Here is a 21,525-nt window from a genome sequence, read left to right on the forward strand (position 1 = left end):
AAATGAATGGTATAATAAAATCATTATAAGTGAAGGTTGTGATGATTATGAGTTTACTTCAAAATACCCCTTTACTCGTTGCCCTCTTTGCAGTTCTCTTTGCACAGTTTGTAAAAATTCCTATTCATTTTTTAATGACAAGAAAAATGAACTGGGGACTAATTACTTCCACTGGAGGTATGCCTAGCTCACACTCCGCTTCCGTAACAGGACTAACAACCTCTATTGCCTACGAAACAGGGCTAGATTCCCCAATTTTTGCTGTAGCCGCTATGTTTTCATTTATCGTCATGTATGATGCGAGTGGAGTACGCTATCAGGCAGGTCAACATGCAGCTGTTTTAAATCAACTACGTAAGGACTTTCAAATACTGCTTCACGATTTTAAAAAATGGCCACAAATGGATGGGCAAGAAAAAATGGAAGAGCTAAAAACATTGCTGGGTCATAAACGAAGCGAGGTATTTTTTGGGGCACTAACAGGAATTTTTATCGCCATCATAACCTACCAGTTTATTTTGTAAAAAAATGGACACATCCTCCTATTGAGGCTGTGTTTTTTTATTTATCGTAATACTTTTATGATTTATCGGAAACATTCAAAAAAAATCAGCGGATGTTTGGACACCCGCTGAAAGAAGATTAATTATGCCTCGGCATAATTGCGTCCGGAATCGGTTTGTGCAAGCACAAAGCCGATTCCGTGACATCCGCCGAAAGAAGTTAAAACATTCGATATCCACTTTTACGTAAAAAAATCATGACTATTCCAGCTACAATTGAACCTGCAAAGCCACCCGATAAGATTGCAATATCTACAAATTGCAGTGCTTGTAACTTATCTAAAAGAGCTGGAAATGCGGATCCTGGTTTGAAAATATAATCAAAAAAGCTGACCTCATCAACAATGAAAATAACAACAATTGGATACACAATCGCCATTAACCAAGTCATTCGCAGAAGCATATTCAATAAAAATCCGATACCAAAGAACATGACGAAAAATAACAAAATTGAAATGATTAACTGTACTATTGAAACTGGACCTTCCATGTATGTATACCTCCGTTTTCCTCTCATTAGTTTACATGATTACTACAGCGCTTTCAATGAACTTATCCTTGATTTCGCTTGTTCGTCATATTTAGGAAAATCAACAAGTACATCCCTTACATACTTTTTCTTCCACTGTCACTTTATTTTTTAAAGAACAATCTATAAGAGGAATATCCAAATATATCTCCTGGATTAATACCTTCAATTCCTTCCAATTGATGCTTTTCAAATTGGTTGGATGCCATTTCCTTTAACATAACTGATGTCATTTCATCTTGTGCAAGCTCCTTTGGATACATCCATTTCGCTTCTAATATTTCATTTTCCTGAATGCAAATCTGCTGCTGCTCATCTTTCATCCGACAATAAAATATCGCCATATTATCGCTAATGTCACCACGAATCACACCCGTTCGAAAACCGATTAAGCCAGATACACAACAATCAATACCCGTTTCTTCCTTTAATTCACGTACAACCGCTTCATCCACAGTTTCACCAGCATTAACAAAACCGGCAGGCAATGACCATCTTCCCTTTAGACCGCTATATGCTTTTTTGACAACTAACCATTGACCCAGCTCATTTACAGCAACCCCTGCAACCCCTAACCAAACTTTCCCTCTATCTTTTCTCATAACATTCACCTCTATATCGATATTATAACGGCTCATTTTCAATGTATAGAAGTATTAATTCAGAATTTTATGGTTACTTCACACCCTTAGTCATAAAATACGTATGTAAGCTTATCACCATAACGTGTGGTTGACTTCCGTTCCGACGAAGCGTCCAGTCTCCACTCCAATCAACTTATATTCAAGGCATCGAATGTCATCCACAATTTTTGGTAATAGACCTTATGTATTCCTTATTTATAAATATGTTACACTTAGATAAAATAACCGAATATTCAAACACTAAAAAGGAGGAGGTTAATGCTAAACGAACTATCACCTAGTGCAAGGCTTTTTATTTTAGCGATAGTATTACTTTTAGTATCACCCATCATTGTTTTTATATTGCCATTTGCTATTTCCCAAACGTTTTATTTTAGTAGAGATAATATCGTGCTAATCACTCCAACAAACAACTTCACTATGCTTGTCTTAGCAATTGCATTAATTATTTTAACGTTGATCATACTTGGATTCAAAAGAAATAAATACACCTATTTGATTACGATTATAGTAATTGTGAGCAGTCTGGTTTTAGGCTATTTTTCTCTTGTAAATTATATCGCTATACAGAAAACACAAATTGTTTTTAAAGAATTTCATCATCAAACCACATATGAATGGCAGGATATTAAGGAAGTCATTTATGAATATGAAGTTGGTACAGTAGGCACTTATTATTTTCAAACGAAAAATAATGAAAAGTTTGTTATTGAAGAAAACGGGCAATTTGGCACAGAAGAGAAAAGTGCCATTTACCATTCAGCACATGAAAATGGAGCTACATTCATAGAGCGCGAAAAGGTAGAGTAACTATTATTGTTTAAAAAAGCTGGGTTGAAATCTAAAGAACAATTGCTTATTTTCGATTTCTCATCAAGATTTTCCTCTATATCGATATAATAACTGCCCATTTTCTATTCTCGGCAGTTATTATCTTCGCCACAAAGAGCCTCTTTCGTATAGGACGAGAGAGGCTGGCTAACTTTTTTGCATCAGTATTTGGTCTACTTGCCAAAAATAGTGTATTACTTTTTTCATTCATATACTCGTTTGCATCACTAAATCCAACGAATCTTATGCTTTCAGATGCTCCATATTCCAATTAAGCTTTAATATTTTTTTTAATTTGGTCACTTGATCTTCTCCAATAGTATTGATCAGCTGCTGTACAATCACAGCTTTATAATGTTCGTTCTTTTCAAAACAGTCTTGACCCAATTCAGTCATTTGAATTGCTTTATGTTTTTTACTATGTTCGACATTGATCACCTTCACTAATCCTTTTGCTTCCAAACTTTTAATAAATTTATGGGTTGCTTGTCTTGAAAAATCAACATCCTTAGCTACCTCCGAAATCATAAGTTCCTTTTTATATACTCTTCCCAAAATACACCATTCTGAGTTTGAAATATAAATATTATGATGTTTATTCCACTTCTCTTCAACAAGTTGGCGAAGTAGTTCGTGACGTTCGCTCAACAAATCAATGACATCTCGACTCTTCAATTCGTCCTTCAGCTAGATCACCCTCATTCCATATTTTTTGTTATTAATATACAAAAAAACAACAGTAATCGTCAATCAAGTTGACAAATATCTTTGAATTGCTTACAATTACTTTAGTCAACTAAGTTGACAAAAAAGTTTGTTGGAGGGAATATACATGTATAATGTTGGCGATGTAGTCATTTATTCATCACATGGACTTTGTTCTATTGAAGATATTTGTGAACAAACTTTTAACGATATTACAAAATCTTATTACGTTTTACAGCCACTAAATGAACCACAATTAATCATTCGTACCCCCATTGACAATTCAAAAAAACAGCTTAGAGGCATTATTAAAAAAGAAGAAGCACTCAAAATTTTACATTCATTCACATCACCTGGCGTGGAATGGATTGAACAAAGCACTCATCGATTGAGATTTTATCTAGAAATAATTAAATCTGGTAATCGCCAAAAACAAGCAAACCTTTTAAACACATTATTACGAAAAAAGCTCGAATATAGCGTTACTGAAAAAAAATTCCCTAACCAAGAAGAGAAATTACTGCAATCTTTACAAGACAACATTTTTTCAGAATTTTCCATAGCTCTTGATAAATCATCAGATGAAATTTATGATTATGTATTAACAAAACTTTACTGACTGTGAATTGTTAGTGCATTAATAAGCCACGATTAGAAAAAATAATCGTGGCTTATTTCATATTAAATGAAGTTTATATTCAAAAAGAAATATAAAAAGGTTCTACTCCGCAATTTAAACAATGTAATACTTCGTGTTTAAAATCTTCATTTTCTATTAATAACAACGCTTCCTCAACATCAAAAAATCCGACCTCTAAACTTTCACAACTCGTTTGTAGCTCCCCGCCAATACCACATATTACAAATACTATTTTTTATTTCATGTGAAACACCACAAAATTTAATAACTTCGACTTCAATACCAGTTTCCTCTTTTACTTCCCTAATAACCGTTTCTTTAATTGTTTCATTTGTTTCTACACAGCCACCTGGTAATTCCCATCCTCTAATAGGATCCTTTTTCAAAAGTATTTTATTTTGTTTATTTAAAATAACAGCCCCTGACGTTAAGATAAATTTGCGAATGGTGGTTCAACTCCTTTACTATTTAATTTACAAGTCATAAATAATCGACACTTACCACATTAACTATATTCCCATCAGGTCATAAAAAAGCCTCCCTCATTCACAATGTTTTACAACATCATAAATCAAAGAAGCTTATTATTTAGAGCCAAAACTAAATGGGGAGTTTTTTATTTATGTTTACTCACAAATCTCAGGCATCCCTTCACGTTTCGCCGTTTTTAAAGACTTGTCATATGATGCAATTGCATTTGGATTATCGATGGTGAAGCCACCGCCTGTTAGTTATATCAATGTTTATTGATGTTTTGACGGATTATCAATCAAAACAGTGTGGATTTAATTGGTTCATCAATTTGTCGTCTATAACGTTCAATCTCAATTGTTGTACATTTACTATATTGATACCCATTCGCAATATGCCATGTTATAATTTTCAATATAATAAATATTCTGTATAAAAAACTGCAGAAATTTAGGAAAAGGAATAGAGGGGTTACATTGATTAAATTAATTGACATCAGTGATAGAAATAACGCTAAAGAAGTATTATCTATTCAAATACCATCTTATGAAGTAGAAGCTAAAATAATCGGCTACTATGAAATACCTCCATTGAAAGACACTGTTGATACATTACAAAAATGCGAAGAAACTTTCTTTGGTTATTATGAAAATACAGAGCTTTGTGGCGCAATATCATTAAAAGTAGAAGATGACAATATTGCTAATATACACAGATTAATTGTACATCCGAACCATTTTAGAAAAGGAATTGCCCAGCTTCTTTTAAATTTCGTAATAAGTAATTTTGATGTTAAAAAAGTAAAAGTGGCAACTGGTTCGAAAAACACTCCTGCAGTTAATTTCTATCTAAAGAATGGCTTTGAAAAGACTAAAGAAGTTACAATAAATGAACAATTATCTTTAACCTTCTTTGAAAAGAAATTATAAACTTTTATTGATGTAATGTGACCATATTATAATTTAATGAAGGGCATACTCTGCAACGATTCAACTTTCCAATCAAAGTTAAAAAAAGCCTCCCTCATTTATCATGTTTTGCAACATGACAAATCAAAGAAGCTCGTTATTCACAACCCTTTTTAGCCTAATTTAGGGTTGTTTTTATCTATTTTTGGAATTGTGTACCTACCTTTTAGCTGTGATTCATTATGCATCCTATACTTATAGATAAACGCTTATTAATCACAAATCTCAGGTGTACCTTCACGTTTTGCTGTTTTGAAAGACGTGCCACAGCCGCATGATGCGATTGCATTTGGATTATCGATGGTGAAGCCACCGCCCATTAGTTAATTAACGTAAATGTTGTTATATCAACGTTTGTTTATGTTTTGATGGATTGTAAATCACAGAGTGGATTGTGTATCCCATGCCTCTATGATTGTGTATATCGCTGATTCGATTGTACCCTAAGTAACATAGAAAAACCATTACTAAATGTGGTTTGTCGTTTCGTTAGCAACCTCAATTCGTGTGGTTGATACAGGTAGCCTACATATAAGAAGATACCCTACCACATTATCGGAAAACACCCCCTACCTTCTTTTCACAATAAGCTACACAAGAGTACAAGAGTTAATAGCATCGCTAAAGAATGAGTCAACTTCACTCACAGCACTTCTCACAGACGTTCCTACAGCCCATCAGATGGCTTATGTAGCTTACATGACTTTCAACTTAATGTTGTCATTTAATCTTGTACCAAGACTAATCTCAAATTAAAAAGCGAGATATACTAAATGTTTATCCCGCTTCTGCTACTCTTATTTTATTGCTTTCTTAACACTTGAGCTTCCTCTGTACGCCCATTGGAACTCAATTGTCCAATTTGTTCAGTTGGCTTCACAGGAACGCTCACAAACCATTCTTTGACCTTACTCTTGCCTTCTGCCATACTCACATCTGCTCACTCAATAGGAGAACGCAAATTTATTGATAATTCTTATTTTCTCGAAATCACTAAGAATTATTTCTCCATGAATAGAGCCACGTGATAGTTCAAGTACTTTTTCTTCATATGCCATAGAAAGCCCTATATCCTTAACTCCCTCAATTTCGCTCAATACTACTTCAATAGAATTAGGTGTAGGTTCATCATAGATTAATTTTTCAGGTATCTTACCATTAATAATAAATATATCTCTTTCTTGCTGTACATATCTTAAGCCAAAATAATACGGTTTATCACCTTCCTCATCAAGCTCAAATGCTAAATCTTTTACAGCAAATTGCACCATCGAATCAGTTGATTTTAAAAAGTACCATACAACATCTAATAACTCTAAACATCGCTCATATGAAGGTGGTTTTTCGTCATTATGTTCTATACCATTTCTAATTGTTAACAAACGTTTCATTAAGAACGGTCTAACAACACCAAAAACTTCTAGTATCTCCATATAGCCCTTAGGTTTATTATTTATTTTTATGAACTTAAAACCATAAATTTCTTCAATTAACTTCAATCGATGATTCAAAGCTCTTTTCAAATTAGTTATCCCATCAGCTAAATGAAACTCCGATTCATTGTTCTCAATTTGGCTTTTTGCATGTTCCCAAATTTCATATGCTCTTTCGCCCTTCTCTTTTTCAAGGACTACACTACTATCAGAATAGCTTTCCCAATTAAGTATTTCATTACTAATCCATTTACGCTGTTTGAACACCAATTTACCACCCCAAAAAATTTTTACCTATTAATTATCGTATTATTGAAATAGGAACTTATAGAGTACACGTTACAAAATTTAGCCCACAGCATAGTCAAGCCTACAGGAAACTTCCTATTCCACTAAAAAAAATAGGTATGGATAAATTCACTAAATCATGAATGATTTCCAACTTCATACCTCATGTATCTCACAATAAAGTCGTTCAGGAAGCTCTTCCCAAAAGCTCTGTAACGCTTCCTTATACTTAATGAAATCTGAATCACTCACGTTCAATACTTGCTCATTAAGCACTGTTCTATGAATTTTCAATAAGTTATTCTCAGTTATTTCAGATTTAAAGAAATCAGGTCTTAGGACTTCTAATTCTGTTGCAGAACCACCATCACCATGTTTAATAACATTAGCTAACAATCTCAATTCATTTATATCTGACCATCTCTTCATTTTCTCTAGGTCTTGTCCAAAATCTGCAAACTCTTCTTTTATAGCATTTATTCCACGTGTACAATAGTTTTTAAAATCAATTTCTTGACCTTTCTCATTACATAGAGTTACTCCTGAATGTGTAATTTCATCATATAAAAACTTCCTTACTTGTTGTTCCCAAAACTGATACATTGTAGAAATCCACATCAACTGATTATTGTACTTAACCAAAGAAACAGCTTCATAATATTCCAAGCCTTTTTCAAACGCAAAATCTGCAAAATCAGCTTCATCATGTATATCAGGGTCGAAGTACTGTCCTAACTCTTCATAATGACTTTGTGCCATCTCATTAGCTTCTTCTTCCAAGTTATTAAAAACTAAAGTAACTTTATTAAAGTAAACATCAATGTAATAATCATAAGGTTTTTGAAACCTTTCACGCAACTTTTGATATAAGTACAACTGTGCTTTTACCACCATCTCCACCTACTTTTTACATAATCAAAAAGAGAGCCTGTTTCAGCTCTCTCAGTCTTTATTCATTAGCAACCCACCACCAAAGTTAACTTATGGAGAGTTCACCCTCACTCAAAAGTTTCACTTGGCTAGCGTGTTGGATACGAGCGTTAATTCTCTCGAACATATTCTAAACGCCTCATGCGGATACGCTTATATGGTCTTACCTTAACAGCTTTATGTACCATTACTCCTACTTTACAATTTTATGGTAAATAATACTTTTTAATATTGCATAGTATTATTAACTACTATTTCTATTCAGCGAACTGTATATTTGTGTTTGGAGCTTTGTATAAAAAAATGAGTTTACTCCCCTGAATGATAAATGATTAACCCTAAAATCTTCTCCCAAAAATCAGAGTAAGCCATATCAAAAATTAATCCTTCGTATTCTTCATTAAACCGTACTTCTAATTCTTCTGTTAGGTTAGTGTCTAAGAATTTTTTTAACTCCTGTATAGCAATCTTTGCTGTGTGTATCTGAGGATGAATTTCATTTGGTTGCCATCCATCATCCCATACAACAAATCCTCTATTTTCAAGAATTTTTAATTCATCATTGGCAGACGGTGAATATAAACCTCTTTCATCACTTTTTCTATTGTCATATCTAAATGATTGAAATAATACACTTGGTAACACTTTAGGGAGTTTTCTCAAAGTAGAGCTAACTTTTCTCACTAACTCAGTAAACATTTCCCAATCTTCCATATTCGAATATTCATATGCTTTAACCTCCTCTTTGTCTTTCATATCTCTTAAGGCTTCATTTTCTTTTCTTAGCTGCTCACTCTCTTTTTCCGCCTCGTCATATGCTTCTTTGAATTGTTTTAACTCTTTTCTCAATTGAGTTACTAGTGCTTCAGAAATCACTTCCCTGCTCTCCATCTCAACTTTAAACGGCTCTAATACTTCATTGTAAAATGCCTTAGCTCTTGTGTTAAATCTAGGGAAATTAACTTTCCCAACATTTTTATCTACCATTGTCTGAGCTAATCTAGCTAAATCTTGTTCAGAGTTTAGTGTCAAACTTTGCATCCAAGAACGAAAAGGTGTTTCTTGTAAAGCACTATGGTTAAGTGGCGGAAGAATTATAGGTACTAACGCCTTTTGATTAACCCAAGTCGCTCCTAATTCACATAAACAAAACTGACTTCCCAAAAAATTAGGTGTAATCAATGGTAATACTAAATTTGCTTCATCCATACCTACTCTAATACTTTCAATCCAATCTTCACCATACTTAAGTTCTTCATCAGATGTTAGAAAAAAATTTTCTCTTTGTAAATTGAACTGAGTTTGAAGTAAATCCATAAGCTTTATTGCTAAATCGCCATCTCTAGTAGAATGGCTAATAAAAATCATAGTCAAAATAAATCATCTCCCTAAAAATATTCCATTTAAAGTATAACTTACCATAACAATTTATGTACATAACAAAAAAAGGATATAAACATTAGGTTTATATCGCTTCTTTTCTGAAGGTTACTCTTATGCAAATTGCTATCCAAGTATAAAACCTTCCATAATACTGTTAATTTCATCATCAGTGATTCCAATACACTTCAATTTCACAAATTTGCTCTCGTATCGCTTCATTTTCCTTTTGGTGTGCGTGTAGCAGGTAGCTTTGATTCTTCATTCATCATCTTCAAAATATCGCTAACTACGCCCCCTACCTAAGCCTTGCCATGTAACACTTGAAATGGCTCTGTGACACGCTTCTGACCTTCACTGACCAATGTATCAACTCGACTTCTAGGGAGCGAGCTACGAAGCCCCTACGCCCTCTGACAAGCCATCTATCACTCTGCATCCCACTCAAAATAAAACGATGATTTTACCTGTACTTCTATGTTTTAAGAAGCGGTCATAAAGCCTTATGTATCAAGGTTTTATGCTTCAATTGAATTTTCGTATTCACTGATTATCTTGTAGAATGAGTTCTTTTTCAGCCCCAATTTCTCCATGAATTTTACACCTGTGATTTCTTTCACTTTCCATGCTTGATAGTTGGCTTCAAGGTCTACTCTTTGTTGCTTGGTCAAAGTGTTAAGGTTTAATTGCGGTCTACCTAAGTGCTTTCCTTTGGCTTTAGCAACTGCTATTCCTTCTGCTTGTCGTGCTAGTGTCTTTTCACGCTCGCTTTGAGCCATGAATGTAAGCACTTCTAGGACTAAGTTAGCAACAAAGTTACCCATTGTGTCCTTATACTTGCGTGTATCAAGTAATGGCATATCAATTACAATTATATCTGCACCAATAACTTGAGTAAGTTCATTCCATTCTTTTTTGATTGCGTCACTATTACGACCTAAACGGTCTAATGATGTGATATAAAGTAAGTCGCCTGCTCGCAATTGTGCTTTTAGTGCTTGGTACTGTGGTCTGTCAAAATCTTTACCGCTTGCTTTGTCGATAAAAATGTCACGCTCGTTGATATTTAATTTCTGCATCTCTACTAATTGTCTGTCGGTGTTTTGGTCTTTTGTTGATACTCGTACATATCCAAAAGTTTTTGTGTTTGTCATGTTAGGTCCTCATTTCAGTTTGTAAAGGTTGTACCTTCATCATAAACGTTTATAAATATAAATCAATACCTTAATCAACACCTTTTAGGTCATTTGTGGGTAGTTGCTAAAGGTATGCCTTTACAAACTAAAAGTGTCCGCACCTCTCGCTAAAGGTTTAGTTGCTACTTATTATCAGACGTTATTATAATTGGTGTTAGCATAATATTCCCTTTCAACTTACGAATCAACGCTTTTCCATTGGTACATTAATCAGGACATTCATAGCCTATTTAACATGTAAATACCGCTCCGTTCTAAGTTGATTGCACTTTAAAGGAATTTAGACCTTATCGTGTCGATACTATAACAGCAAAATGTATCTATCTCCATTCAGACCTTTAATTCCTAAAAATGCTTTAACATGATATAATTTCAAAATATATAATTTCCAATGTTTTACCGAAAGGACGTGCATTTTTTGTTCAAAAACCTTATCTACTTTGATTCTGAAAAAGTAGCAGATTATTTTGCTGTTTTAAAGGGAGAAAAACAAATTTCTATTAAGAACGTTAAAATGAAACAAGACAAATCTGTTAATGGAAAAATTCCTATTTTAAGCGGACAATTTTCTGATAGCAACGAATTTGAAGGCGAAATCATTAACAATTTTCTAATAGATTGTAATGAATTTGAAGATGCTTTGAAAAAGGAAAGTAATGATAGCTATTTCGATTTCTTAGAATGTAAAGTTGCCAATGATTTTGAAACAATTCCAAGAACATCCATTGTTAGATTTGAAGGCGAGCTAAATATACCCGAAGAATTTGACATGATGGACTTAATTAATCAATTTAAGCCTATGCTATCGAGTAGCATGGAATTACAAAATCCTCAGCAGGAAGAACTGTTCAAAGCTATTTTCCAAAAAGAAAGTACTAAAATTCCGATGTTCTTAGAGAGCGAAGTATTAGAAAACCGAATCGGATTTGCAAAACTCAATCCAAATAACCTTTTATATAGCTTAGAACAACTTGAAGATTACGAAGGCGAGGACTTAACCATTTTAGCCAAAGTATTGTCTAAAAAAGATATTTCTAACGGTAAACCTATCGTATTATTTGATATTATGAAAGATTTATTTTCATTGAACAGAGCTTTGCGTAGAGAGATAGACGATAGTCCTATGAAAGGTATTCAAAATATAGAATCAGATAGAAATATAGTTCAGTTAGAAATTCTAGCTATATATATGTGATATAAGATACAGCTACTAACAGGAGGACTTATGCGTTTGAAAATCACTCACGCAAGTCCTTTTGTTATGCTTACCCAACCTCTCCTGTAGCTTCTCACATGACTTTGTAACAACAACTAGACAACCTGTGTAAATGATTCTCCTGCTCCACAATCAACGCTCACAGGCTAGTTACATGCTTCTAAGAGCTTACTACAATTATTGTTATAAGCTAACTCAAAGTTGAATCTGTTTTGACCTTATCGTTTTGCCCTGCTGTAACTGTCAATCTCCCTTGTTAGTCATCCACTCTTCTTTGCACCAATATTTCCAAACATGTTATACTTTTACAAATAACCTATTATTTAATTATAAAAGCAAGAATGAGGAAAGAATATATGTCACATTTTAAAAAGAAACTATTTTGGGTTTTGTTGATACCTTTTGTTGTTATAGGAATTTTATTACTTTACAATGTACCTGCAAATCAGAGAGCATATGTAGTTGCTTTACCTTTGCCTTTTTGGATAGTTTATTCGATATTGGATAAGTATTTTTCAAAACAAATGAAATGAATTTTTCTCACATCAAACGGTTGTTTATTGTAATCGTACTCGCTATCGTAAAGACCCTAGTTCCTCTATGAAAACATCTGTACACAATCACGCACTTTAGATGATGATACACTTACCCTTAAATACCGCTACTATTTGGATAATTATTTAATTTGAGTATTGTATAGGAATTTCTCCATGAATCGCTGCGCTTTATTGTTGAATAGGTTTCTAGATTACTCAGTCGTTATCGTCTCGGTAAATTGTAACAATCAATCTATCCTATTGCACATCTACCATTCTTCTACCAACTCAATCTCTACTATGATATGATTTCTATGGTATATAGAGGTTTTATTCAGTAAAAAAGTAGAGATGAGGTTAAATCAAAATGGACAATAATAAGAAAAAGGAACTAATAAATAATCTGATTGAAGAGATGCAGAAAATGGAATATCAAAGAGGTTCATCAAATCTTTCAGATTATCTATCTATAGGAGAAGTAATCCTTACTAAAATTTTCAGCCAAAACTCAACCCATACTGAAAAGTTCAAAAAAATTAGTTTCACTCCTAGTATGGTAGCCTTAGGAGCAGATAACACAGAATCATATATGAGAAGTTTTCAAAGAGGTAAAACTTCAATGATAAGCGTATTGAATGGAGCTATAAAAGAAATAGAGTTGGAAGAAGAACTTTTCCCGCCTACTCCCACTTTACCTTTAGATACAGAAGTAGACGAACCTACAAAAAGCAACAAAGTATTCATAGTACATGGTCATGATGATGGTTTAAAAAATGAAGTTGCACGATTTGTAGAAAGATTAGGTCTTGAAGCAGTAATACTTCATGAACAAGCTAATGCAGGTAATACAATTATAGAGAAAATAGAGAAAAACTCCGATGTAGGTTTTGCTATTGTTCTATACTCTCCATGTGATGAAGGTAAATCAAAATCATCTGAACAGCTTCGCAGTAGAGCAAGACAAAATGTTGTTTTTGAACATGGTTTCTTTATCGCTAGACTAGGTCGCAATAATGTGGTTGCCCTACATAAAGGTGAAGACCTTGAATTACCTAACGATATTTCAGGTGTTGTCTATGTTAAATACGAAAGCGGTGCATGGAAATATGAAATCGCTAAAGAAATGGTAGCTACAGGATATAACGTCGATTTCATGAAAATCTAATTCACATCAATCTAAGGGCTTGTGCGTATCAAAATTGTACTCACAAGTCCTTTTGTTATACTTCCCTTAATTGCTCCTACAGCCCCAAAAATGGCTCTGCTCCACTATCAATACTCACAGGCTCGTTAAATGACTATGGTAGCTTACTACACTCGTTGCTATAAGCTTGAATCAGCTAAGTGCTTACTCTTGTAATTATTAATCTTAGTTTTGTGTTTTGTATGGCTTTGAACGAGCGTCTAAATCGGGTAGAATGGACTAGAATATTCCCAAAGGAGCTAATATATGAATTTAGACAAATTCGCAATAAAAAAACTAGTAGAATATATTAATGAAAAACCAATTTACAGAAAAGGTTCTGAATTAGTTGAATTATTTAATGAATATGGTGGATATAGAGAGGTATATGGTAAAGGGTTCCCCTCTAGAAAAGAATACACTTTAGAAAAACTTTCTAAAATGAATAGTACAAAAAAGCTTGAAAATTTAGTAAACTACTTAGTTCACTCTCGTATCTATGAAGGTACAGAACATTCTGTTGAAGAAATAAAGAACTCACTTGACAGTATTATTAAATACTGCGGTTATTCTTTTGAACTAAATGCTCAACAAGAGTATATTGTAGTTGCTACAGAAGGTAATGCCTTACTTGAAGAAACCCCTTCAATAGAGGTTTCATTTGAGGACATACAGGCTTCAATTTTAAACTATATTAACAAAGCAGAGTTTCATATTTGGTTGTCTGTAGCATGGTTTACTGACCAAACACTATTTGAAGCTTTAAAGCGCAAAGCACAAAGTGGTGTGAACGTTCAAATAATTATGAATGATGACCACATAAACAATTCATCCAATCTTGATTTTGAGACTTATTTTGAAACTTATCGTAAATTGCCTTTTGGTTACTTTGATGACAATATTTATCATAATAAGTTTTGCATAGTAGATTTAAAGAATGTTATGAGTGGCTCATACAATTGGTCAAAAAAAGCTCAATATAATAAGGAAGATTACAACTTCATCACTAGTAGAGAACTTGCCGAACAGTATGCGAGAAGGTTTATCGAATTAAAACTTAGTTAGGATAATATATAATGATTAGAGGAAGGGGTTCTGTACTCGATACATTTATCCTTCCTCTAATCATATGGATAAGTTCTACCCACTCCCTAGCTGTACTGCTATCAAGGGCTAGTAGTAATAATACATCTAAGTGGAATCCTCATGAGCTACCTTTAAGTTTCGATTTCATGCGCTTTATTGTACTTTCAGAACAACTTAGTAACTCTGCAAGCTCCTTATTCTTCAATTCGGGTTGTTGCTCCATTAGCCTTTTCAAAGCCATCATCCGTTCATCTGAAAGCTCTCTACGTGATTCTTGATACTCAGCCATTGGTCGAATACCATTTTCCCTTCTCTTAGCTTCCTTACGCTTCTGCTCTCGTTCCTTTTTGACTTGCTTACTAATAATTGTTGTAAGCTGTCTCTGCTGTTCTAACGTGATATTCAAATCAGCAATCAGTGTAGCATTAGTCATTTTATATGCCACTTGGTTCACTGAATTTATTGCTCCTCTTACTCTCGAATCAGGCAATGGTTTATAGAAGCTTGCGTTGATGCGTTGCAAATTTCGTTCAATCAACTTATCATCCATCCCTACTGCTTTACCGCAAATAGCATAGTTGAACAATAAAGTCTTGCGGTTCACTACAGGTTGAATTTCAAGAAGCTTCTCAAAATCTTTCAAACGTGCTTGATTCAAGCTATATTCTGTCAATAAATGACTAACGGCTTTTTTGTCTCCCTCTTTCTTCTTAGTCTTTGGAGCAACGGCTTCCTCATTTATCACTTTCAGTTTACTAGGAAGCTCAGGTAAAAGAAACTCCTTCATTTCACCAATTGAGTAACGAGCATCTCTTAAATACTCTGCTCGTATAATACCACCTGTTTTTGACGAAATGCTTCCTGCTAAACGAAAAATCTGCGTGACCGATTTCGCTTTACTATCAGAATGAAGGTGTTGGAATCGTTTGTATATTTCGTTCTGCATATGCCCCCACAACTTGAGATAAATGTCATACTTCATATACTCCATTAACCAAATGAGCTGTAGACCACGCCCACTGTGAATGATAATGTTCGGTGGTAATATGACTTCATTAGCTATCATTTCATCAATTAGGTAGCGTGCTTCAATTAAATCAATTCCCTCTTTATAGAAATCTAAATCTGTATAGAGTGCATTAAGTCTTACACAGTCTTTTGCTACTCTCTTATAGCTCTTAAAAGTGTTTAAGGAAAAATACACATCTTTCCCTAACCATTCACTCTGAGGAATCTCATAATAGATAGCTTTACCTATCCTACTCACCATCTTAGGTTGTTCCTCTCTAAGTTGGAATAGTTGGGCAAATCGCTCATTATCTCCATGTACAAATTGAAGTAAATCAATAGCAGATATTACATGGGGGTTTGTGTCAAAACAGTTGTGAGTAAAGTGATACATTTTAAATCTTCCTTTTCCTAAATTATCATTTAGGTACTCAGAGCCAACAAAAAAAGGTAGACAACACTAATCAGACCTTCTTATTTCTAAGAAAAGTCCAATTAAGTATTGTCTACCGCTTCAATAGTAGAATGTAATAGGTTTCATATAATATAGCCTGTAATGGCTCAGTTAATGTTTAGGTTTCATTGTAAATGTAAAGTTTCATATAATGGCTTCAAGTGCCTATCTAATACATTATACAGGACTAATAACTTTTTGACAACTCTTTCTGTTAACCTACAATTTGTTGGTGCAAAAATGACTACCTGAACCTAAGACCCAAAATCATCATTTCTTCTTATTTAATAAATTCATCACAGGCGAGAAACTATCGTGTGTCTTTCTCAAATCTTCTGTATCCATCTGAATGTATCTTCTCATTGTGCGAATATCGTTCCAACCACCCATCTTTTGAAGTGTGAAAGAATCACAGCCATTAAGAGTCATATTCTTAGCCCATGTATGACGGTAAACGTGAGCAGTAACCTTTTTGCCCTTGATTCCTGCTTTCTCAGCATAAAATTTCAAGCGTTTATTAAAATGATTTTGCCCCAAAGGCTCTCCCCACTGCGACAAAAAGATTCTATCAGTGGTGAAATGCTTTTTATTCTCTCCCATAAGCTGTATGAGTAACTTTACCGAATGACCTGACATTGGTACAATACGAGGCTTACGATTCTTATTCACCTCAGCTTTCAGCGTTATGAAGCGTGTCTGAAAGTCTATATCAGCCACTCGTAAGCTCAATAACTCATTTGCTCTAAGCCCACAATCTAATAGAAGCGTCATAGCAACATAATCACGAAAGCCAACGTAATCACGCTTCTCAGGCTGTTTGAAAAGCTCCTTCACTTCTTCATCGGTAAAGCAATTTGTCAGGTCTATATCTTGCTTTATCAGCCTTACAGACTCCATAGGATTAAACGCTATCAATCCCTCACGCTCTAAATGGTTGAACATTGCTTTATACACTCGTAATCGAATGTTGATTGTTGTATCAGCCAATCCTAGCCCTTGTTCTTCCTTAATGAATTTATGCCCTTCATATTTTTTCGCATCATACTTAAGATAGTTGATATAATCACGAAAAATTTGTGGCGTTAGTTCATCAACCGTCTCAATCTCATAGGTCTGCTCTAACCATTTAACAAAGTAGCCCCAATCTTTACGATAATCTTTTAATGTTCTTGGTCGAAGCCCTTCTGCACTTTTAGCAGATACCACAAGGTCAATCGCTTGCTCAAAAGTAATCTTTGGATATTCTTTTTCCATTGTCATTTTTCCAATTGCTATTCGTTTTCTCTTTTTTAAAACCATACAAAAAAGCCTCCACAATATGTTATGTTTTGGCAACATACAAATCACAGAGACTTGGTATTCACAACCCTAAATAAGCTATTTTAGGGTTGTGTTTACATATTATCGGGATTGTGTACACTCATATTTTAACTGCAATTTACAATCCTTCTTCAACATTTATATCACGTTTAATTAATCACAAATCTCAGGTGTACCTTCACGTTTCGCCGTTTTGAAAGACGTGCCACAGCCGCATGATGCGATTGCATTTGGATTATCGATGGTGAAGCCACCACCCATTAGCGATTGTTTATAGTCAATTTTTGTTCCCATTAAAATCGGCGCATCTTCACGGGAAACAAGAATTGTTAAACCATGTTGTATATCTTCAAAATCATCTTCTTTTTTCTCTTTATCAAAATGCATGCCATACGATAGACCGCTGCATCCGCCACCATTAACAACTACACGTAAAAAAGATCCTTGCTCTTCATTGTGCTCCATCATTTCATTAATATGAAAGATTGCAGCTTCAGTAACTTCAATTACTTGCTTACTTGTCATCCCAATCACCTTCCTTATTTATTATCATATCAATTTTGACTATTGTATGACAAACATTCAGCTCAAGAGGGTTTTTAGTAAAAATTCTAATATTTTTCACATTATAGGTATTTTTTATTCATGTTTATAAAAACTACATTGGTATAATAGTTATACTAAGTCAATGAAAGAGGTATAAAATATGGAGATTTCACCTTATTACGAAAAAAAAATTCAATGTCATAATTGTCAAAAAGAATTTCCAACATTAAAAGTACGCTCTAAATTCATAAAAGTAGATCATACAGAAACAGATTTTCACCCTATCTATGCAGACGGTGTAAATGCCCTTTATTATAATGTATTTGTTTGTGAGCATTGCGGCTTTTCATTTACAGAAGACTTTACAAAATATTTTGCGCCTGGCACACAGGATGAAATTCGCGCGCACATTACTGAAAAATGGGTTCATCATGATTTTAAAGGAGAGCGCACTGTATTCCAAGCGATACAAGCTTATAAATTAGCATTTCTTTGCGCTACAATAAAAAAAGAAAAATTTGTCGCAATAGCAGGACTTACCTTACGTCTTGCCTGGTTATATCGTTCACTTAAAAACGAAGGTCAAGAACAACGCTTTATGACAATGGCTAGAGATTACTATATGGATTCTTATTCGACTGAGGATTATAGCTCAACTCAAATGTCAGACGTACGAATTATGTATATGATTGCCGAATTATCACGACGTATCGGTGATTTAGAAAATGCGACACGCTTCTTTTCAAAAGTTATTGAAAAGCAAAGTCATGGCGGAGAAGCAAAAATAATTGATATGGCTAAAGAACAATGGGCAATTATTCGCGAGGAAAAAGAACACGCTCGCCAAATATAAGAAAAAAAAGTTCTAGTCTGAGAAATCAGCTAGAACTTTTTTATAATCAATCGATTAGAATACTTGCTCAACTTCAATTATACCTGGTACTTCTTCTAATAATGCACGTTCGATACCAGCTTTCAGTGTAATTGTTGAACTTGGGCAACTGCCACATGCACCTAATAAACGTAATTTTACAATGCCGTCTTCTACATCTACTAATTCACAGTCTCCACCGTCACGTAGTAAGAATGGGCGTAATTTATCTAATACTTCTTGAACTTGGTCGTTAATTGTTGCTTCAGCCATTTGTCTCGACTCCTTTCCTTATAATGATTATAATGTTAGCAACAGAAAAAATCCAATATAGAATCACAAGGAGAGGAAATACTATGGGACAAACGAAACCGATGATTGAAATTTATGGAACAGCAGTAATTTGCGCGAGCTGTGTCAATGCACCATCTTCAAAGGATACATATGAGTGGCTACAAGCGGCCATAGATCGAAAATATCCAAACCAAGCATATGATATTCGCTATATCGATATAGAAGGACCAATTGAGAATGAGCGCGATCAAGACTATGCTACACGTATTCAGGAAGATGAATTTTTCTATCCTCTTGTTCTTATAAATGATGAAGTCGTAGGGGAAGGCTATGTGCAGTTAAAACCTGTATTCACAACACTTGAAAACTTAGGCTTCACGCCAGACGAAACTGTATAAAGTGAAATTTTAATTAATGGGGTTCTTTATCCCCACTGGATAAATGAACACAAGCTAAAACCTTCACATCCTGTGAAAACCCTTGTGTGACCAACATCCTGTTGCTCCTAACCAATCGGGCCTTTACGGGCTGTTCATCTTCCGCCTAATTTCTTAGCTTTCGATGAATTTTGAAGTGAGATCTTTGCTTTCGGTACAGATAAATTACTGCCCGTTAATACAGGATAAAAAGTAAGGGATTGCTTCGAAATTTATTTCGAAACAATCCCTTTTTATAAGGCTCAACGAAGATCCATCTAATTAATCATTTTGACGTTTGTAATACCATAATAATCCTGATTTCATCAAGCGAGCAATACGTCCTGTTACTGTTGTATCTGCTAAATAAACAAAGCCTTGTTTTTTACCAAGGGCTCCCATGAAACCTTTTAATTTAATGTCAGGCATTTTCTCAGGTAAGTTTTCGCCTTTCCAACGCATGCGAAGGACTTTGACGATTTGTTCTGCTTGCTCCTCAGCTAACTGAGCAGTTGGAGGTAAATCTGAAGCAGCGCAGTCACCTACAACATATACATGCTCATCATCAAGAAGATTGAAATATTGTGTTACAAGTGGACGACCTTGTTTATCTTTTTCAACTTCCAAATCGCGAACAATTTTGACAGGCTGTACACCAGCAGTCCAAACTACAGTATCGAGTGCAATTTCTTCTTCGTGATTGTAAATTTTACCTTGCTCAATTTTTGTAATATTTGAATTGGCAATGACTTCAACATTATGTTTCACAAACCAGTCTTTCACGTATTTACTTAACTTTTCTGGGAAGTCCTTCAAAATACGAGGACCACGGTCGAATAGCTTTATTTTTAAATCTGATCGACTTTCACGTAGCTCACTTGCAAGCTCAATACCACTTAAGCCAGCACCTACAATTCCGACTGTAGAGCCTGCTGGTAAACCACAAAGTGATTGGAATGTTGAACGTGATTTCGCCATTGTCTGAATGCTATATGTGTACTCCTCTGCACCTGGTACACCATGATATTTATCCTCACAGCCAAGACCAATTACTAAATCATCATATTCAATACGTTGACCATCTTCTAGAATGACTACTTTTTCCGCACGATTAATTTCAACGACTTCTCCATAGACAGCCGATAAACGTTCATGCTCTGGGAAATCTACACGAATTTCTTTATCTGTTGCAGTCCCTGCTGCTAATGCGTAAAATTCTGTTTTTAAACTATGGAAAGGGGCTCTGTCTACTAGCACAACTTCTGTGTCTAATGGAATGTTTGGTAATAATCGAAGCATAAGACGCATATTGCCGTAGCCGCCACCTAAAAGTACTAATTTACCCATAATAGTCTCCTTTTATATCTCTTGTAATAATTGTTCACAAAGTATCCACAAATGAGTATAACCGATTGTGAGAAGTTTCACAATATCAGAATGCAATTTTGTGAAAGATTTCACAAAATGACTGATAACTTGCTCTTTTCTAACGATTTTTGCATCATTTACTACTTAAAATACGCCAAATATATTGTTTACTGTTACTTTATTCTTGCACAAATCACTTGTCTCTGTAGCTAATTTTTGTTTACGTCCTAATTTAGCACTTAGTATTTGCTGTTATTCATGATAAATTTAAATCATTGACGAATGTTTTAAAAGCGAGTAGCATTACTTTGGTGAGGTGACATGTATGAATCCAATGGTTGAATTTTGTATAAGTAATTTGGCAAATGGCTCTCAAAAAACTTTTGAAATACTAGAGCGCGATCCTAACATTGACGTTTTGGAATATGGCTGCCTCAGTTACTGTACAAAGTGTTCAGAATCATTTTACGCAATCGTCAATGGTGAATTAGTTGAGGCAGATTCTCCTGAAGAGTTGACGAATGCTATTTATCAATTTATCGAAGATAACCCTTTATGGTAATGCAAAACCTTCTACTTATAAATTTGAACATATGAAAAGGATGTTATGCCAAAAAATTCGACATAACATCCTTTTTTTATGTTTAGT

At 34.4% G+C, this 21,525-nt stretch carries 23 protein-coding genes and 3 pseudogenes; 10 read left to right on the plus strand and 16 right to left on the minus strand.

Annotation, left to right across the window (positions count from 1 at the left end):
• Positions 1-41 precede the first annotated feature (41 nt).
• Positions 42-524, plus strand: coding sequence for a divergent PAP2 family protein (locus tag AB9L17_RS19865; protein WP_068985311.1), 483 nt, complete (start codon positions 42-44; stop codon positions 522-524).
• 199 nt (positions 525-723) lie between these two features.
• Here the strand turns inward: AB9L17_RS19865 and AB9L17_RS19870 are convergent, their stop codons facing one another.
• Positions 724-1,053 (minus strand): YuiB family protein, encoded by a 330-nt coding sequence (locus tag AB9L17_RS19870; protein WP_068985312.1) that lies wholly within the window; start codon positions 1,051-1,053, stop codon positions 724-726.
• 143 nt (positions 1,054-1,196) lie between these two features.
• The gene (locus AB9L17_RS19875; protein ID WP_068985313.1) at positions 1,197-1,694 is read right to left on the minus strand and encodes an NUDIX hydrolase; all 498 of its coding nucleotides are present in this window, start codon (positions 1,692-1,694) and stop codon (positions 1,197-1,199) included.
• A 300-nt stretch (positions 1,695-1,994) separates the two neighbouring features.
• Between AB9L17_RS19875 and AB9L17_RS19880 the strand changes: the two genes are divergently transcribed.
• Positions 1,995-2,546 (plus strand): hypothetical protein, encoded by a 552-nt coding sequence (locus AB9L17_RS19880; protein ID WP_223555805.1) that lies wholly within the window; start codon positions 1,995-1,997, stop codon positions 2,544-2,546.
• Between the two features lie 264 nt (positions 2,547-2,810).
• On the opposite strand, the gene AB9L17_RS19885 is transcribed toward AB9L17_RS19880, so the two are convergent.
• Positions 2,811-3,242, minus strand: coding sequence for a MarR family winged helix-turn-helix transcriptional regulator (locus tag AB9L17_RS19885; protein ID WP_223555807.1), 432 nt, complete (start codon positions 3,240-3,242; stop codon positions 2,811-2,813).
• 157 nt (positions 3,243-3,399) lie between these two features.
• Between AB9L17_RS19885 and AB9L17_RS19890 the strand changes: the two genes are divergently transcribed.
• A complete protein-coding gene (locus tag AB9L17_RS19890) occupies positions 3,400-3,891 on the plus strand; it encodes a CarD family transcriptional regulator (RefSeq protein ID WP_068985316.1) in 492 nt (163 codons plus the stop codon).
• 203 nt (positions 3,892-4,094) lie between these two features.
• Here the strand turns inward: AB9L17_RS19890 and AB9L17_RS19895 are convergent, their stop codons facing one another.
• Together AB9L17_RS19895 and AB9L17_RS19900 are read right to left on the minus strand one after the other, a co-directional pair.
• Complete coding sequence (locus tag AB9L17_RS19895; protein ID WP_317853403.1) at positions 4,095-4,298, minus strand: NUDIX hydrolase; 204 nt, start codon at positions 4,296-4,298, stop codon at positions 4,095-4,097.
• Between the two features lie 240 nt (positions 4,299-4,538).
• A pseudogene (locus AB9L17_RS19900) lies at positions 4,539-4,643 on the minus strand (iron-sulfur cluster assembly accessory protein); the annotation flags it as partial.
• Positions 4,644-4,859: 216 nt separating this feature from the next.
• Here AB9L17_RS19900 and AB9L17_RS19905 point away from each other — a divergent pair.
• Positions 4,860-5,312, plus strand: a complete 453-nt coding sequence (locus tag AB9L17_RS19905) for a GNAT family N-acetyltransferase (protein ID WP_223555809.1) — start codon at positions 4,860-4,862, stop codon at positions 5,310-5,312.
• A gap of 251 nt (positions 5,313-5,563) precedes the next feature.
• Here AB9L17_RS19905 and AB9L17_RS19910 read toward each other — a convergent pair.
• From AB9L17_RS19910 to AB9L17_RS19935, 6 genes and pseudogenes are all read right to left on the minus strand, one after another.
• Positions 5,564-5,674, minus strand: a pseudogene (locus AB9L17_RS19910) (iron-sulfur cluster assembly accessory protein); the annotation flags it as partial.
• Positions 5,675-6,153: 479 nt separating this feature from the next.
• Complete coding sequence (locus AB9L17_RS19915; protein ID WP_375199675.1) at positions 6,154-6,279, minus strand: hypothetical protein; 126 nt, start codon at positions 6,277-6,279, stop codon at positions 6,154-6,156.
• A 16-nt stretch (positions 6,280-6,295) separates the two neighbouring features.
• Positions 6,296-7,051, minus strand: a complete 756-nt coding sequence (locus tag AB9L17_RS19920; RefSeq protein ID WP_375199676.1) for a hypothetical protein — start codon at positions 7,049-7,051, stop codon at positions 6,296-6,298.
• A 177-nt stretch (positions 7,052-7,228) separates the two neighbouring features.
• Entirely contained in the window at positions 7,229-7,966 is a 738-nt protein-coding gene (locus AB9L17_RS19925; RefSeq protein WP_375199677.1) for a hypothetical protein, read from the minus strand.
• A gap of 345 nt (positions 7,967-8,311) precedes the next feature.
• A complete protein-coding gene (locus AB9L17_RS19930) occupies positions 8,312-9,370 on the minus strand; it encodes a toll/interleukin-1 receptor domain-containing protein (protein WP_375200816.1) in 1,059 nt (352 codons plus the stop codon).
• 530 nt (positions 9,371-9,900) lie between these two features.
• Positions 9,901-10,536 (minus strand): recombinase family protein, encoded by a 636-nt coding sequence (locus tag AB9L17_RS19935; protein WP_375199678.1) that lies wholly within the window; start codon positions 10,534-10,536, stop codon positions 9,901-9,903.
• Positions 10,537-10,987: 451 nt separating this feature from the next.
• On the opposite strand from AB9L17_RS19935, the gene AB9L17_RS19940 reads away from it, so the two are divergent.
• The 3 genes from AB9L17_RS19940 (at position 10,988) to AB9L17_RS19950 (ending at position 14,578) form a co-directional block, all read left to right on the plus strand.
• Positions 10,988-11,773 carry a DUF6414 family protein gene (locus tag AB9L17_RS19940; RefSeq protein WP_375200817.1) on the plus strand — a complete coding sequence of 262 codons (786 nt, stop codon included), beginning with the start codon at positions 10,988-10,990 and terminating at the stop codon, positions 11,771-11,773.
• Positions 11,774-12,697: 924 nt separating this feature from the next.
• Positions 12,698-13,495 (plus strand): TIR domain-containing protein, encoded by a 798-nt coding sequence (locus tag AB9L17_RS19945; RefSeq protein ID WP_375199679.1) that lies wholly within the window; start codon positions 12,698-12,700, stop codon positions 13,493-13,495.
• Between the two features lie 285 nt (positions 13,496-13,780).
• Positions 13,781-14,578, plus strand: coding sequence for a phospholipase D-like domain-containing protein (locus AB9L17_RS19950; protein ID WP_375199680.1), 798 nt, complete (start codon positions 13,781-13,783; stop codon positions 14,576-14,578).
• A gap of 139 nt (positions 14,579-14,717) precedes the next feature.
• Here AB9L17_RS19950 and AB9L17_RS19955 read toward each other — a convergent pair whose 3' ends face one another.
• The 3 genes from AB9L17_RS19955 to AB9L17_RS19965 form a co-directional block, all read right to left on the minus strand.
• A complete protein-coding gene (locus AB9L17_RS19955; RefSeq protein WP_375199681.1) occupies positions 14,718-16,001 on the minus strand; it encodes a hypothetical protein in 1,284 nt (427 codons plus the stop codon).
• Positions 16,002-16,331: 330 nt separating this feature from the next.
• Positions 16,332-17,360, minus strand: coding sequence for a tyrosine-type recombinase/integrase (locus AB9L17_RS19960; RefSeq protein ID WP_375199682.1), 1,029 nt, complete (start codon positions 17,358-17,360; stop codon positions 16,332-16,334).
• Between the two features lie 174 nt (positions 17,361-17,534).
• Positions 17,535-17,906: a HesB/IscA family protein gene (locus tag AB9L17_RS19965; RefSeq protein ID WP_068985319.1), complete on the minus strand. Its 372-nt coding sequence runs from the start codon at positions 17,904-17,906 to the stop codon at positions 17,535-17,537.
• 181 nt (positions 17,907-18,087) lie between these two features.
• Between AB9L17_RS19965 and AB9L17_RS19970 the strand changes: the two genes are divergently transcribed.
• Positions 18,088-18,780, plus strand: a complete 693-nt coding sequence (locus tag AB9L17_RS19970) for a DUF2225 domain-containing protein (protein ID WP_068985320.1) — start codon at positions 18,088-18,090, stop codon at positions 18,778-18,780.
• A gap of 54 nt (positions 18,781-18,834) precedes the next feature.
• Here AB9L17_RS19970 and AB9L17_RS19975 read toward each other — a convergent pair.
• Positions 18,835-19,050: pseudogene (locus AB9L17_RS19975) on the minus strand (NifU family protein); the annotation flags it as partial.
• 104 nt (positions 19,051-19,154) lie between these two features.
• On the opposite strand from AB9L17_RS19975, the gene AB9L17_RS19980 reads away from it, so the two are divergent.
• Positions 19,155-19,490, plus strand: a complete 336-nt coding sequence (locus AB9L17_RS19980) for a YuzD family protein (protein ID WP_068985321.1) — start codon at positions 19,155-19,157, stop codon at positions 19,488-19,490.
• A gap of 300 nt (positions 19,491-19,790) precedes the next feature.
• Here AB9L17_RS19980 and AB9L17_RS19985 read toward each other — a convergent pair whose 3' ends face one another.
• Positions 19,791-20,855 carry an NAD(P)/FAD-dependent oxidoreductase gene (locus AB9L17_RS19985; RefSeq protein ID WP_068985322.1) on the minus strand — a complete coding sequence of 355 codons (1,065 nt, stop codon included), beginning with the start codon at positions 20,853-20,855 and terminating at the stop codon, positions 19,791-19,793.
• A gap of 346 nt (positions 20,856-21,201) precedes the next feature.
• Between AB9L17_RS19985 and AB9L17_RS19990 the strand changes: the two genes are divergently transcribed.
• A complete protein-coding gene (locus tag AB9L17_RS19990) occupies positions 21,202-21,438 on the plus strand; it encodes a YuzB family protein (RefSeq protein ID WP_068985323.1) in 237 nt (78 codons plus the stop codon).
• The last annotated feature ends 87 nt before the right edge of the window (positions 21,439-21,525 follow it).

Source organism: Lysinibacillus sp. RS11 (assembly GCF_042019215.1).
Taxonomy (GTDB): Bacteria; Bacillota; Bacilli; order Bacillales_A; family Planococcaceae; genus Lysinibacillus; species Lysinibacillus xylanilyticus_A.

Bases quoted from the DNA above. Each gene is read 5' to 3' on its own strand.
- AB9L17_RS19945 (WP_375199679.1), top strand. From the start codon at position 12,698: ATGGACAATAATAAGAAAAAGGAACTAATAAATAATCTGATTGAAGAG.
- AB9L17_RS19930 (WP_375200816.1), bottom strand. From the start codon at position 9,370: ATGATTTTTATTAGCCATTCTACTAGAGATGGCGATTTAGCAATAAAG.
- AB9L17_RS19960 (WP_375199682.1), bottom strand. From the start codon at position 17,360: ATGGTTTTAAAAAAGAGAAAACGAATAGCAATTGGAAAAATGACAATG.
- AB9L17_RS19865 (WP_068985311.1), top strand. From the start codon at position 42: ATGATTATGAGTTTACTTCAAAATACCCCTTTACTCGTTGCCCTCTTT.
- AB9L17_RS19890 (WP_068985316.1), top strand. From the start codon at position 3,400: ATGTATAATGTTGGCGATGTAGTCATTTATTCATCACATGGACTTTGT.
- AB9L17_RS19950 (WP_375199680.1), top strand. From the start codon at position 13,781: ATGAATTTAGACAAATTCGCAATAAAAAAACTAGTAGAATATATTAAT.
- AB9L17_RS19985 (WP_068985322.1), bottom strand. From the start codon at position 20,855: ATGGGTAAATTAGTACTTTTAGGTGGCGGCTACGGCAATATGCGTCTT.
- AB9L17_RS19915 (WP_375199675.1), bottom strand. From the start codon at position 6,279: ATGGCAGAAGGCAAGAGTAAGGTCAAAGAATGGTTTGTGAGCGTTCCT.
- AB9L17_RS19990 (WP_068985323.1), top strand. From the start codon at position 21,202: ATGAATCCAATGGTTGAATTTTGTATAAGTAATTTGGCAAATGGCTCT.
- AB9L17_RS19880 (WP_223555805.1), top strand. From the start codon at position 1,995: ATGCTAAACGAACTATCACCTAGTGCAAGGCTTTTTATTTTAGCGATA.
- AB9L17_RS19870 (WP_068985312.1), bottom strand. From the start codon at position 1,053: ATGGAAGGTCCAGTTTCAATAGTACAGTTAATCATTTCAATTTTGTTA.
- AB9L17_RS19955 (WP_375199681.1), bottom strand. From the start codon at position 16,001: ATGTATCACTTTACTCACAACTGTTTTGACACAAACCCCCATGTAATA.
- AB9L17_RS19935 (WP_375199678.1), bottom strand. From the start codon at position 10,536: ATGACAAACACAAAAACTTTTGGATATGTACGAGTATCAACAAAAGAC.
- AB9L17_RS19875 (WP_068985313.1), bottom strand. From the start codon at position 1,694: ATGAGAAAAGATAGAGGGAAAGTTTGGTTAGGGGTTGCAGGGGTTGCT.
- AB9L17_RS19965 (WP_068985319.1), bottom strand. From the start codon at position 17,906: ATGACAAGTAAGCAAGTAATTGAAGTTACTGAAGCTGCAATCTTTCAT.
- AB9L17_RS19980 (WP_068985321.1), top strand. From the start codon at position 19,155: ATGGGACAAACGAAACCGATGATTGAAATTTATGGAACAGCAGTAATT.
- AB9L17_RS19925 (WP_375199677.1), bottom strand. From the start codon at position 7,966: ATGGTGGTAAAAGCACAGTTGTACTTATATCAAAAGTTGCGTGAAAGG.
- AB9L17_RS19970 (WP_068985320.1), top strand. From the start codon at position 18,088: ATGGAGATTTCACCTTATTACGAAAAAAAAATTCAATGTCATAATTGT.